Here is a 12,134-nt window from a genome sequence, read left to right as displayed (position 1 = left end):
GCACTGATCCAATAGGGCGCATGCAGAAAGTAGTTCTCATCACTGGTATGCAGGCGGCCGGGAAGTCCACGATCGCGCCGATGCTGGCTGAGCGGCTCGGGCCGCCGGCGGCCACGCTCGACGGAGATGTGTTTTATCGCGGTGTGGTTGCGGGCGCCGCGGACATGACGCCTGACCCGTCGCCGGAAGCGCTCCGGCAGCTCGCGCTGCGGTACGACTCGACCGCGATGATCGCGCAGCACTACGCCGACGCCGGCTTCGACTTCGTCTGCAGCGACATCATCCTCGCCGCCGACGTCGAGCGCTGGTTCGACCGGTTGCGCGGCATCGAGCCGTACCTGGTCGTGCTCACGCCGTCGGTGGAGTCGATCGTGGAGCGCGAGATCGGGCGCGGCGGTGCCAACTCGTACCGCGATTGGCAGGAGGCGGGCGCGACGCTGGCTGACGGCGTCCGCGCGCTGCAGGCGGAGCTGGCCAAGATCCCGCGCCGGGGCCTGTGGCTGGACACCACCGGCCAGACCCCGGCCCAGACGGTCGAAAAGATCCTCGCCGACCTGCCCGCCGCCCGCTGGTAAACCTGTCGCCCCGGGCGGGCGACAGGGCAGCGCGTCAGGTGGCGGGGGTTTCCTCGTGGTCGTGGTCGACCATCGGGGTCACCGGCCAGTCCGACGGGTAGTCCGGCGCGAACTCCTCGGCCTCCGCGAACAACCGCTTCCGGTACTTCCGCGACAGCCGGTCACCGAAAACCATGCCCTGCGTGTGATCGGTCTCGTGCTGCAGGCAGCGCGCCAGCAGCCCGTTCCCTTCGTACGAGACCGGCTGACCGTGCTCGTCGACGCCGGTCACCTTCGCGTAGTCCGGGCGCGCGCACTTGGTGAACGCGCCCGGCAAGGACAGGCAGCCCTCGTCGCCCTCGTCGAGGTTCCGGTCCTTGCCCTCCGGCAACTCCAGCACCGGATTGCACACCACGCCCTGGACGCGATTGCCCTCCTTGTCCGGGCAGTCGAACACGAAGAGCTGCAGATCCACACCGACCTGGTTCGCGGCCAGGCCGACGCCTTCGGCCGCGTTCATCGTGGCAACCATGTCCGCGACCAGCGTCTGCAGCTCGTCCCCGAAGTCGGTCACGGGCTGATTGAGCCGATGCATGACATCTTCACCCCACCGGGTGATCGCCCGCACCGAACCATTCCCAGGCAACGTAGACATGCCCGAAATCCTAACCGCCCCACAAACCGCCGCCGCCACGCACCTCCCACCCCGGCTCTGAGAAGCCACCACGTGTTTTCGGGCCGGGTTTTACGTGGTGGCTTCTCAAAGGGCGCTGTCGGGCGCGGGCGGTCGGGCGTACGGGGGGAGGTGCTACTTGGAGTTGATCTCGTCGCGCCAGGTGATCCATTCGCGGAGCAGGCCGAGGTCGTAGTCGGGGCCGGACGAGGACACCGTGAAGAGGCGGGTGCCGACGTCCAGCAGGCCCTTGCCGATGGCTTCGGGGGACTTGTCGCCGACGCCCGCGGAGCGCTCGATCTCGCCCGGGTCGCGGCCGATCGCCTTGCAGTGCTCGTCCAGTACGGCGTGCTTGTGCGCGATCGTTTCCGCGTCACCGAAACCGTGCCAGATGTTCGCGTGCTGGGCGACCAGGCGGAGCGTCTTCTTCTCGCCGCCACCACCGATCAGGACCGGGATGTCCCGGGTCGGCGCCGGGTTGAGCTTGGTCCAGCGCTGCTCGATCCGCGGCAGCGCCTCGCCGAGCGCGTCCAGCCGGCGGCCGGCGGTGCCGAACTCGTACCCGTACTCGTCGTAGTCGCGCTCGAACCAGCCGGAGCCGATGCCGAAGATCAGCCGGCCGTCGCTGATGTGGTCGACCGTCCGCGCCATGTCGGCGAGCAGGTCCGGGTTCCGGTACGAGTTGCAGGTGACCAGGGCGCCGATCTCGACCCGCTCGGTCGCCTCGGCCCAGGCCGCGAGCATCGTCCAGCACTCGAAGTGCAAGCCGTCCGGCTCACCGGTCAGCGGATAGAAATGATCCCAGTTGAACGCGATGTCGACCCCCAGCTCCTCGGCGGAGGCGACCGTACGCCGGATGTCCGCGTACTGAGCATGCTGGGGCTGTACCTGCAAACCGATCCGTACCGGCAAAGCACTGTACGCACGATCGGTGGACTCGGAAGCTGTCATGCTGTGAATCCTATCCGGCGTTTCGGAGGGTCCTCCGGATAGGACCGGAATCCGAGAGGAGTACGGCCACGATGCCGGATGACGTCGACGAGTTCGCGCGGTTGTTCACGGGGTTCCTGGAGCGGATGCGGGTGGCGGGGGAGCCGCGGCCACGGCGGGAGAGCTTGCTGGGGCGGTTGCGCGCGCATCTCGGCGTGGAGCCCGAGCAGGTACCGGTGGTGAAGTCGGCGTACCCGGCGTACGACCTGCCCAATGTGCAGCGGGCGCTGGAAGCGTGCTTCGACTCGTACGAGGTGGTCGGGCTGGCCGGAACGAACCGAGACCATCATTCGCTCGGTGAGCTGCTGGAGCTGTCCGAGTACGACCGGTTCGGGGTCGGGCCGGTCGACTACCGGCGGATTCAGATCGACATCGACGAGGAGATGGACTGCGTCGCGTTCGGCTTCTACCTCGGGGTCCGGGACGGCGATCGGCTCGTCGTACTGCTTCGGGGGCCGAACGAGCAGTACGGGCGGGGGAACGTCGAGCTCGAGGTGCTTGCGGCGGAGCGGTCTGCCGGCGAGCGGTTCCTCGCCGCATTGCCGGAGCTGATCCGCGTGCACAACGTGTTCCGGCGCAAGGTGGTGTCGTTCGAGGGGCATGAGTTCGGGCAGGGCGCGGGGCCGTTCCGGTTGCATCCGCGGCCCGGTATTACGCGGGACGACGTCGTACTGCCGGAAGGTGTGCTCGAGCGGGTCGAGCGGGAGGTTCTCGGGATCGCCGAGCACCGCGAGCGGTTGCTGGCGGCGGGACAGCACCTGCGGCGGGGCGTGCTGCTCTACGGGCCGCCTGGTACCGGGAAGACACACACCGTGCGGTACCTGTTGTCGCGGATGCCCGAGTTCACGGTCGTACTGCTGGCGGGGTCGAGTATTCACTTCATCTCGTCGGCCTGTGCGTTGGCGCGGATGCTGCAGCCGGCGCTGGTCGTACTGGAGGACTGTGACCTGGTGGCGGAGGCGCGGGACTTCTCGCATGGGATGGACAACCCGCTGCTGTTCCAGGTGCTGAACGAGATGGACGGGTTGGCGCAGGACGCGGACGTCGCGTTCCTGTTGACCACGAACCGGGCTGATCTGCTGGAGCCGGCGCTGATGCAGCGGCCGGGGCGGGTGGACATGGCTGTCGAGGTGCCGTTGCCGGACGTGGCTGGGCGGGCGCGGTTGCTGGAGTTGTACGGGCCTGCGTTGACGCTCGATGACGGTGTCGTCGAGGAGGTCGTGGCGCAGACGGAAGGTACGACTGCTTCGTTCATGAAGGAGCTGGTGCGGCGCACTGTGCTGCTGGCGGCACAGGCAGACGCGACGCCCGGCGCCGAGCATCTCCGGGCGGCCGTTGCCGAACTCTTGTCCTCCCGCGACGCCCTCACCAGACGCCTCCTCGGCGCCACCGACGAAGAACCAGCCGCCGCAGTCAGCCCAGCCCCAAACACCCGCCACCGAGGCCCGATGCCCGGCGTCTACAAAGGCCTCATCAACTGAAAGGGAAGGACCCGTACCGAAGTACGGGTAGTGGTCCGGCCAACGACCACCGAACGCGGGTGCCGCACGCTCAGGATCTGGTGAAGGTGCAGAGCACTACCCGTCCTTCGGTACCAATGACGCAGGCCGTTGGGTTGTGTGCGGCACCTCCGGGTAGCCGTACGCCGTCTGCGGGGTCAGCCCCCGAGCAGGTGGGTTGGCCCCTCAAGATTCGAGGGGCCAACCCTCCTGCTCAGGGGTCAACCCCTGAGCGAACCTGCGCGCCGCACCTGGCCGCACGCCGTCTGCGGGGTCGACCCCGTCTGAGGGGTCGACCCCTGAGTTGGAGGGTTGGCCCCCGAAATTTCGAGGGGGCAACCCGCTGCGTCAGGGGTTGACCCCTCAGACGGGGAAGGTTCGGTCAGATGGGGATGGTTCGGTCAGATGGGGAAGGTTCGGTCAGGCGGGGGAGGTTCGGTCAGGCGGGGGAGGTTCGGTCAGGCGGGGAAGGTTCGGTCAGTGGGACGGGGGTGCGCATCGACTCGCCTGCGCTCGGAGTATGCGAATCGGAACCCTGGGCAACGGCCAGATGGCAACTGCCCTGGCCACCCACTGGATCGCCGCCGGCCACGACGTGATGATCGGTGGCCGCGACCCGCGCCGGGCCGCCGAGGTCGCGGACCAGTTCGGTGCGAAAGCCGGATCACTGGAAGAGGCAGCCGCGTACCGTGACGTGGTCCTGCTCGCCGTACCGGCCGATGCCGCCCTCGACGTCGCCGAAGCCGTGCCAGCCGACGCCGCCCTCGATGTCGCCAAAGCCGTGCCAGCGACGCTGCCCTCGACGTCGCCAAAGCCGTGCCAGCCGGCCGTACCTTGATCGACTGCACCAACGCTCTCGATCACCGCGATTTCACCCTCACCAACCCCGCCACGGCGGAGTCCCTCGCCCAGGCGCTCCCCGGCGTGAACGTCGTGAAGGCCTTCAACCTCGCCCCCGACAGCGCCTGGCGAAATCCACCTGCCAACCTCGGGGTACCGTTCTGCGGTGACGCCGACCTCGAGACCGTCGCCGAACTGATCAAGGACGTCGGTGGCGTACCTGTCCCCGCCGGCGCGCTGTCCCGGGCAAAGTTGCTGGAGGCAACCGCCGCGCTGGCGATCGGTATCTGGGCAACCGGCGGTGACGTACGCTCCACGTTCGTCTCGGTGACCGACGCCGTCGGCGATTCGCTGGACGCAATCCGCCCGGCACGCTCCGCGTAAGCACGCTCGCGGATCACGCCGGGGTCGACCCAATCGACGACCGCAGGCCCGATCGTGGAGCGCAGGCCCGATTGTGGAGCGCGGGCCCGATTGTGGAGCGTGGGCCCGATTGTGGAGTGCGGGCCCGATCCGATGAGCGCGGGCCGCGGTCAGGCGCGCTTGGGTGGTCGCGCGAAAAGGGTGTTGAGTTCGGCCTGGGGGATCTGGTCGGCGGCGAAGGTGATCGTGCCCTGAGTCGCCAGCTCCTCGGCGCTGCGCCGGACGAACGCGAGCGCGGCGCGCGCGATCGACCCGCCGAGGCTGATCCGGGTGACGCCGGCGGACTGAAGGTCGGCCACCGTGAGGGTGGATTGGCCCAGGCCGAGGACGACGTTGAGAGGTGCGTCGAGCTCGCGGACGAGCGTGTGGATCGTGTCCAGGTCGTTCATCCCGGGGACGTACACGCAGTCCGCACCGGCCGCGTGGAAGCGGTTCGCCCGGTCGATCGAGTCGGCAAGCGGCGGCGGCGTACGCAGCAACTGCCCGTCAGTGCGGGCCGTAAGGACGAAGTCGGGTCCGGCCGCCTCGCGGGCCGCGGTGATGCGGTCGATCGCGAGCTGTACGTCGTACAGCTCGCGGCCGTCGTAGTCCTCGATGTTCCCGCCGGCCAGCCCGGCTTCGCGGGCCAGCGTGATTGTCTCGGCGACCCGCTCCGGCGCGGCGCCGTACCCGTCCTCGAGGTCGCCGTTCACCGGTACGTCGACGGCGGCCGTGATCGCCCGGATGCGATCGAACATCTGCTCCCGGGACACCGCCGGCGCACCGTCCGGCAGGGTGTGATCGCCCTTGGCCAGCGAGAACGCGATCCCGGCGCTGGTCGTCGCGATCGCCGGAAACCCGGCCGCCGCGAGGATCACCGCACTCCCCGCATCCCACGCGTTCGGCATCACGAACCGGCCGTCGTGCAACTCCCGGAAGCTAGTCATACCCGCGAGTCTCCCACCCCAACACTTCGGCCCCCACCGAACTCCCGCACGCCCGGGAAGCCTACGCCCGAGAGCCCACGCACGGGGCGCGGCTCCCCGGGAGCTGGGGAGCCGACGGCCGGGCGTGGGTCAGCCGAGCTGTTGTGCTGCTGCCTGGTCGAGGAGCCAGAGGGTGCGCTCCTGTCCCTTCGGGTGCGCAGCGGGTACGTCCCCGCCGGCAAGCGCCTTGCCGACCGCCTCCGCCTTGTCATCACCGGAGACCACGAACCACACCTCCCGCGCCCGATCGAGCACCGGGAACGTAAGCGAAACCCGCGTAGGCGGAGGCTTGGGCGAGTCATGCACGGCCACCGCCGCCGCGTCCGTGACCGTCAACTGCGGATACCCCGGAAAGAGCGAAGCCACATGCCCATCCGGCCCAACCCCAAGCATCAGGATGTCGAAGACTGGTTCAGTAGTGAGCTCTTTCGCGTACGCCGCCGCGGCTGCCTCCGCGCCCTGGCCTGTGTCGGGGGCCATTGGGTGTACGCGGGCCGGATCGACGTTCACGTGGGACAGCAACGCGTCGCGGGCCTGTGTTTCGTTGCGTTCCGGGTCACCATCCGGCAGGAAGCGCTCGTCGCCCCACCAGAACTCGACTCGCTGCCAGTCGATCGCCGACCGGGCGGGGGAGTCGGCCACCGCCGCGTACACCCGGGCAGCCACCCGCCCGCCGGTCAGCACCACCTGCGCAACCCGGCCGTTGCTCTGGGCATCGACAACCGAAGTGATGAACCGCGCCGCCACCGCAGGCACCAAAGCATCCGCATCAGGATGCAGCAAAACCAGCGGTTCGCTCATTTCTTCTTCGCCGTCCGCTTGGAAACAGTCTTCGCAACAGCCTTTTTCGCCACCGTCTTCTTCGCGACAGTCTTCCGGGCAGCAGTCTTCCGGGCCGCGACGGTCTTCTTCGGCTCGATCACCTTCTTGCCGGCCGCGGTGACCTTCGCCGCGGTCGACTTCCGCGCCGTCGCGTCGACCTTCTTCTGCTCCGCCGGAAGCGCATCCCGTTCGACCATGCACGCCAGCGTCTTCGCGTACACATCGTCCGGATCCAACCGCCGCAGCTCCTCACTGAGCAGCTCGGAAGTCGTCCGCCGCTTCAGCGCCACCGGACGATCCGGCTGCCCCGGCACGCTGAACGTCGCCACCGCGCCGTCCGGCCGCGTCAACGCGATCGGCCCCGACGGCGTGAACAACCGCACTGCCGTCACCCCAGGCCCGCGCGTATTCCGCTGCTCGACCGGCACCTTCAACCGCGACTGCAACCAAGCAGCCATCAGGTCGGCGCTCGGGTTCCCACGCGCCGCGGAAACCTCAGCCCCGGTCACCTTCGTCGGATACTGATCAAGGGCAGCCGCCATCAGCGCCCGCCAAGGCGTCAACCGCGTCCACGCGAAGTCGGTATCACCAGGCGCGTACCCCTCGGCCCGCGCGGTGTAGTCCACCGACGCCCGCCGAGTCGCCGCCGCATCAGTCACGCGCCGCCGCCCGAGCCGGCCCAACGGGTCCTCGGCCGGCACCCGCGGCCCACCGCCCGGCCACCAGACGATGACAGGGGAGTCGGGCAGCAGCAGCGGCGTGATCACGGACTCGGGCACCTTGGCAAGCTCACCGTGCAGCCGCAGCAGCACCGCCTCGCCCGGCACGCCCTCGCCGATGCGTACCTCGGCGTCCAGCCCAGGCGCGCCCTTGCCAGGCCGCAGGATCGCGACCAGCACCCGCGACGGGTGCTCGCGACCGGCCTCGTTCGCGGCCTTCATCGCATCGTGGTGGGACGCTTCGTCGACAACGACCACGATGGTGCCGACCATGCCCATGGCCGGCGAGCCGGCGTTCCGGCGTGCCTTCAGCAGCGCGGAGGCGATCCCGCTGGACGTGGTGTCGGTCAGGTCGATGATCAAGGCCGCCTCCAGGCGCGTCCGTCGCGGGCGAGCATCTCGTGCGCCGAGTCCGGTCCCCAGTCGCCGGAGGCGTACTGCTCCGGCTTCCCGTGCCGGGCCCAGTAGTCGAGCACCGGGTCGAGGATCTTCCAGCCCAGCTCGACTTCGGTGTGCTGCGGGAACAACGGCGGATCACCGAGCAGTACGTCCAGGATCAGCCGCTCGTACGCCTCCGGGGACGACTCGGTGAACGAACCGCCGTACTGGAAGTCCATGTTCACGTCGCGGATCTCCATCGACGTACCAGGCACCTTCGCGCCGAACCGGACCGTGATGCCCTCGTCCGGCTGAATCCGCAGCACCAGCGCGTTCTGCCCGAGCTCTTCGGTCTCCGTCTTGGTGAACGGCAGATGCGGCGCCCGCTTGAACATCACCGCGACCTCGGTGACCCGCCGGCCGAGCCGCTTGCCAGTACGCAGATAGAACGGGACGCCCGCCCAGCGCCGCGTGTCGACGTCCACGCGCAATGCGGCAAACGTCTCGGTCGCCGACGATGACGGGATGCCGTCCTCCTGCAGGTAGCCCTTGACCTTCACACCACCGGCCCAGCCAGCCGCGTACTGGCCGCGGGCGGTGTGCAGGTCGAGGCGCTCCGGCAGCTGGACCGCGTTCAGGACCTTCTTCTTCTCCTGCCGCAACGACCAGGCGTCGAAGCTGACCGGCTCCTCCATCGCGACCAGGGCGAGCAGCTGGAGCAGGTGGTTCTGGATCACGTCCCGGGCGGCGCCGATCCCGTCGTAGTACCCGGCGCGGCCGCCGATGCCGATGTCCTCGGCCATCGTGATCTGGACGTGGTCGACGTAGTTGCTGTTCCAGATCGGCTCGAACATGGCGTTCGCGAACCGCAGCGCGAGGATGTTCTGGACGGTTTCCTTGCCCAGGTAGTGGTCGATCCGGAAAACCGCCTCGGGCGGGAACACCGACTCGACCACGTGGTTCAGCTCACGAGCGCTCTTCAGGTCGTGGCCGAACGGCTTCTCGATCACCACCCGCCGCCACGAGCCCGGCTTCTCGTCGGTCAGCCCGCGCTCGGACAACTGCCGCACGACCTCCGGGAACAGCCCCGGCGGGATCGACAGGTAGAACGCGTGGTTGCCGCCCGTGCCGCGGGTGATGTCCAGCTCGTCCACGGTCTCGCGGAGCCGCTTGAACGCCTCGTCGTCGGTCAGGTCACCCGGCACGAACCGGAAGCCCTCGGCAAGCTGCTGCCAGACCTCCTCGCGGAACGGCGTCCGCGCGTGCTCCTTCACCGAGTCGTGCACGATCTGGGCGAAGTCCTGGTTGGTGTAGTCCCGGCGGGCGAACCCGACCAGGGCGAAACCGGGCGGCAGCAGCCCCCGGTTCGCCAGGTCGTAGACCGCCGGCATCAGCTTCTTGCGGGCCAGGTCACCGGTGACCCCGAAGATCACCAGGCCACACGGCCCGGCGATCCGCGGCAGCCGGCGATCCTGGGGATCGCGCAGCGGGTTCACCGGTGCGGCCGGCTCTTCGTTGAGCTCAGCGGTCATCGCCGCTTCCTCCGTGTATTAGAGGGTTTACTTGAACAGGGACAGAAGCTGCTGTACGCCGGCCGCGACGTCCGTGAGGTGCAACCGCAGCACCGGACGGCCACGCTCGGCCAGTACGTTCGCGTCCCCGGCTGCCTGCGCCGAGATCAGCGTGCCGAAGGTGAACGGCCGGTCCGGGATCTCCACGTCGGCCGGGTGCGCGCCCGTGATCTGCAGGAACACGCCCTCCGGGTGGCCGCCCTTGTGGTACTGACCGGTCGAGTGCAGGAACCGCGGTCCCCAGCCGAAGGTCACCGGACGACCGGTCTTGGTCGCCAGCGCCGGGCGTACGCCGACCAGGTCAGCGTCCCGCTCGGAGTCGAGGTACGCCATCACGGCCAGGTACCCGACGTCGTCCAGCTTGCCGAGGAGCGCGTCCACCGCGCCCTGCAGCGAATCCACCCCGTCCAGCAACCCTTCCGAGCCACGAACCTCGACCGCGCCGTCGGTGAAAGCGGCCGCCTCGGGCTTCGGCTGCGCGTCGAGCAGACCGCGCGCGGCCTTCTTCGCGCTCTCCACGTCCGGCTGGTCGAACGGGTCGATGCCGAGCAGGTAGCCCGCCACCGCCGTCGCCATCTCCCAGAGCAGGAACTGGCCACCGAGCGATCCGGAGGTCAGCGCCGTCGGCACGCTGCTGGTCGCCTTCTCTGCGAGCAGCGCGTTGGTCAGGTCCTTCGCCTCGCTGCGCAGCTCCGGCGCGCCGACCTCGACGGCCACCGGCAGCACGCCAGTGCCCTGCTTGCCGGTGCTCTCCGCGATCAGCTGCTCGGCCCAGTCGGGGAACCCGACGATGTCCGAACCGTCAGCGGTGATGATCACCTTGTCCCGGCCCGCGCTGGCGGCGATCACCGCGCCCAGCCACAGGGCCGGGTTGTCGGTCGAGTCGGCCTGCAACGCCGGCGCGGCCTCGGCGGCCTGGTCCAGCAGCTCGGAGATGTCCGCGCCGGCCAGACCGGACGGCACCAGGCCGAACGCGGTCAGCGCGCTGTACCGGCCGCCGACGTTCGGGTCGGCGAGGAACGTCTTGCGGTACCCCTCGTCCTTCGACAGCTTCTCGAACGGCGAGCCCGGGTCGGTCACCACCACGATCCGCGACGCGGCGTCGATGCCCGCGTCCGTGAACGCCTTCGCGAACGTACGCCGGTGGCTGTCCGTCTCGACCGTCCCGCCGGACTTGCTGGACACCACGATCACGGTCTTCGACAGGTCACCGGCCAGCGCCCGGCCGACCACGCTCGGGTCGGTCGAATCCAGTACGACCAGGTCGACGCCCGCGGTCCGGGTGATCACCTCCGGGGCCAGCGACGAGCCGCCCATCCCGGACAGCACGATCCGCGTCAGGCCCTCGGACCGCAGGTCCGCGACGAGTGCCTCGACCTCGGCCAGCAGCGGCCGCGAGGTCTCGTGCAGGTCGACCCAGCCGAGCCGGATCGACGCCTCGGACTCGGCGTCCAGGCCCCAGATCGTCGCGTCCTTGGCGGCGATCCGGGACGCGATCTTCTCCGCGACCAGCTTGCCGACGACCTCGCTCCAGTCGCCGTTCTGGGTGGTTACAGCGGTCACTTGGCGGCACCCTTCAGCGCGGCGGTCACGGTGTCCTGCAGCTCCGACCAGGACGCGTCGAACTTCGCCACGCCCTCGTCCTCGAGCACCTGCACGACCTCGTCGTACGAGATGCCGAGCCGCTCCAGGTCGTCGATCACCTTCCGGTCGCCGGCGTAGTCGCCGCGGACCGTGTCACCGCTGAACTCGCTGTGCTCCTCGGCCGCCTTGATGGTTGCCTCCGGCATCGTGTTGACGACGCCGCGGGTGACCAGGTTGTCGACGTAGAGCGTGGGGGAGTACGACGGGTCCTTGGTGCCGGTCGACGCCCAGAGCGGACGCTGCGGCTTCGCACCGGCCGTCTCCAGCTCGCGCCAGCGGTCGGTGTCGAAGATCTCCTCGTACGCCTGGAAGGCGAGCCGCGCGTTCGCGATCGCGGCCTTGCCCTTCAGCGCCTTCGCCTCGTCGGTACCGATCGCGTCCAGGCGCTTGTCCACCTCGGTGTCGACCCGGCTGACGAAGAACGACGCGACACTGGCCATCTTGGTGACGTCGTGGCCGTTCTCGACGGCCTGCTCCATCCCGGCCAGGAACGCGTCGGCGACTGCCTTGTAGCGCTCCAGCGAGAAGATCAGCGTCACGTTCACGCTGATCCCGGCGGCCAGCGTGGTGGTGATCGCCGGCAGCCCCGCCTTGGTGGCCGGGATCTTCACGAACACGTTCTCCCGGCCGACGATGTCCCACAGCTCCTTGGCCTGCCGGACCGTGCCCTCGGTGTCGTGCGCGAGGCTCGGCTCGACCTCGATCGACACCCGGCCGTCCTGGCCCTCGGTGTCGTCGTAGGTCGGCTTGAACACGTCCGCGGCGTCCCGGACGTCGTCGGTGGTGATCACCCGGATCGCCTCGTCGGTCGAGACGCCCTGGGCGGCCAGGCTCGCGACCTTCGACGCGTACGCGTCCGCGTCCGAGATGGCCTTCGCGAAGATGGTCGGGTTCGTGGTCACGCCGACCACGTGCTTGTCCTCGATCAGGGCCTGCAGGCTGCCGCTGGTCAGCCGCTCCCGGGACAGATCGTCGAGCCAGATGGAGACACCCGCGTCGGCGAGTGCTTTCAAGCGATCGTTCATGATCCGATGCCTTCTTCCGGAATGTTCTGTT

General features: G+C 69.1%; 12 protein-coding genes. 4 read left to right on the top strand and 8 right to left on the bottom strand.

Annotated elements, in window-relative coordinates:
* The first annotated feature begins 20 nt into the window (after window positions 1-20).
* Window positions 21-575, top strand: coding sequence for an AAA family ATPase (locus ABD260_RS17010; RefSeq protein WP_344234541.1), 555 nt, complete (start codon window positions 21-23; stop codon window positions 573-575).
* A 34-nt stretch (window positions 576-609) separates the two neighbouring features.
* Here ABD260_RS17010 and def read toward each other — a convergent pair whose 3' ends face one another.
* Window positions 610-1,209: a peptide deformylase gene (def, locus tag ABD260_RS17005; RefSeq protein ID WP_344234540.1), complete on the bottom strand. Its 600-nt coding sequence runs from the start codon at window positions 1,207-1,209 to the stop codon at window positions 610-612.
* Between the two features lie 153 nt (window positions 1,210-1,362).
* Window positions 1,363-2,178, bottom strand: coding sequence for an LLM class F420-dependent oxidoreductase (locus ABD260_RS17000; protein WP_344234539.1), 816 nt, complete (start codon window positions 2,176-2,178; stop codon window positions 1,363-1,365).
* Window positions 2,179-2,249: 71 nt separating this feature from the next.
* Between ABD260_RS17000 and ABD260_RS16995 the strand changes: the two genes are divergently transcribed.
* The 3 genes from ABD260_RS16995 to ABD260_RS16985 all read left to right on the top strand — a co-directional run bounded on the left by ABD260_RS16995 (window position 2,250) and on the right by ABD260_RS16985 (window position 4,940).
* Window positions 2,250-3,698, top strand: a complete 1,449-nt coding sequence (locus tag ABD260_RS16995; RefSeq protein WP_344234538.1) for an AAA family ATPase — start codon at window positions 2,250-2,252, stop codon at window positions 3,696-3,698.
* 538 nt (window positions 3,699-4,236) lie between these two features.
* The gene (locus ABD260_RS16990) at window positions 4,237-4,554 is read left to right on the top strand and encodes an NAD(P)-binding domain-containing protein (RefSeq protein ID WP_344234537.1); all 318 of its coding nucleotides are present in this window, start codon (window positions 4,237-4,239) and stop codon (window positions 4,552-4,554) included.
* A complete protein-coding gene (locus ABD260_RS16985; protein ID WP_344234536.1) occupies window positions 4,533-4,940 on the top strand; it encodes an NAD(P)-binding domain-containing protein in 408 nt (135 codons plus the stop codon). Before ABD260_RS16990 ends, ABD260_RS16985 begins: the two co-directional genes overlap by 22 nt.
* A 149-nt stretch (window positions 4,941-5,089) precedes the next feature.
* On the opposite strand, the gene ABD260_RS16980 is transcribed toward ABD260_RS16985, so the two are convergent.
* From ABD260_RS16980 to tal, 6 genes are all read right to left on the bottom strand, one after another.
* Complete coding sequence (locus ABD260_RS16980) at window positions 5,090-5,905, bottom strand: isocitrate lyase/PEP mutase family protein (RefSeq protein ID WP_344234535.1); 816 nt, start codon at window positions 5,903-5,905, stop codon at window positions 5,090-5,092.
* 129 nt (window positions 5,906-6,034) lie between these two features.
* Window positions 6,035-6,745 (bottom strand): 6-phosphogluconolactonase, encoded by a 711-nt coding sequence (pgl, locus tag ABD260_RS16975; protein WP_344234534.1) that lies wholly within the window; start codon window positions 6,743-6,745, stop codon window positions 6,035-6,037.
* Entirely contained in the window at window positions 6,742-7,848 is a 1,107-nt protein-coding gene (locus ABD260_RS16970; protein ID WP_344234533.1) for a glucose-6-phosphate dehydrogenase assembly protein OpcA, read from the bottom strand. The genes pgl and ABD260_RS16970 overlap by 4 nt, the downstream gene beginning before the upstream one ends.
* A complete protein-coding gene (gene zwf / locus ABD260_RS16965; RefSeq protein ID WP_344234532.1) occupies window positions 7,845-9,395 on the bottom strand; it encodes a glucose-6-phosphate dehydrogenase in 1,551 nt (516 codons plus the stop codon). The genes ABD260_RS16970 and zwf overlap by 4 nt, the downstream gene beginning before the upstream one ends.
* Before the next feature lie 27 nt (window positions 9,396-9,422).
* Window positions 9,423-10,997 carry a glucose-6-phosphate isomerase gene (locus tag ABD260_RS16960; protein ID WP_344234531.1) on the bottom strand — a complete coding sequence of 525 codons (1,575 nt, stop codon included), beginning with the start codon at window positions 10,995-10,997 and terminating at the stop codon, window positions 9,423-9,425.
* Entirely contained in the window at window positions 10,994-12,103 is a 1,110-nt protein-coding gene (gene tal / locus ABD260_RS16955) for a transaldolase (protein WP_344234530.1), read from the bottom strand. Before tal ends, ABD260_RS16960 begins: the two co-directional genes overlap by 4 nt.
* Window positions 12,104-12,134 lie beyond the last annotated feature (31 nt).

This window comes from Kribbella hippodromi, assembly GCF_039531045.1.
GTDB lineage: Bacteria > Actinomycetota > Actinomycetes > Propionibacteriales > Kribbellaceae > Kribbella > Kribbella hippodromi.
The sequence above is the reverse complement of the archived record's forward strand: the minus strand, read 5'-3'. Positions and strand labels throughout refer to the sequence as shown.

Coding starts and splice junctions, on each gene's coding strand:
- pgl (WP_344234534.1), bottom strand. CDS start 6,745: ATGAGCGAACCGCTGGTTTTGCTGCATCCTGATGCGGATGCTTTGGTG.
- ABD260_RS17000 (WP_344234539.1), bottom strand. CDS start 2,178: ATGACAGCTTCCGAGTCCACCGATCGTGCGTACAGTGCTTTGCCGGTA.
- ABD260_RS16980 (WP_344234535.1), bottom strand. CDS start 5,905: ATGACTAGCTTCCGGGAGTTGCACGACGGCCGGTTCGTGATGCCGAAC.
- def (WP_344234540.1), bottom strand. CDS start 1,209: ATGTCTACGTTGCCTGGGAATGGTTCGGTGCGGGCGATCACCCGGTGG.
- ABD260_RS16990 (WP_344234537.1), top strand. CDS start 4,237: ATGCGAATCGGAACCCTGGGCAACGGCCAGATGGCAACTGCCCTGGCC.
- ABD260_RS17010 (WP_344234541.1), top strand. CDS start 21: ATGCAGAAAGTAGTTCTCATCACTGGTATGCAGGCGGCCGGGAAGTCC.
- tal (WP_344234530.1), bottom strand. CDS start 12,103: ATGAACGATCGCTTGAAAGCACTCGCCGACGCGGGTGTCTCCATCTGG.
- zwf (WP_344234532.1), bottom strand. CDS start 9,395: ATGACCGCTGAGCTCAACGAAGAGCCGGCCGCACCGGTGAACCCGCTG.
- ABD260_RS16995 (WP_344234538.1), top strand. CDS start 2,250: ATGCCGGATGACGTCGACGAGTTCGCGCGGTTGTTCACGGGGTTCCTG.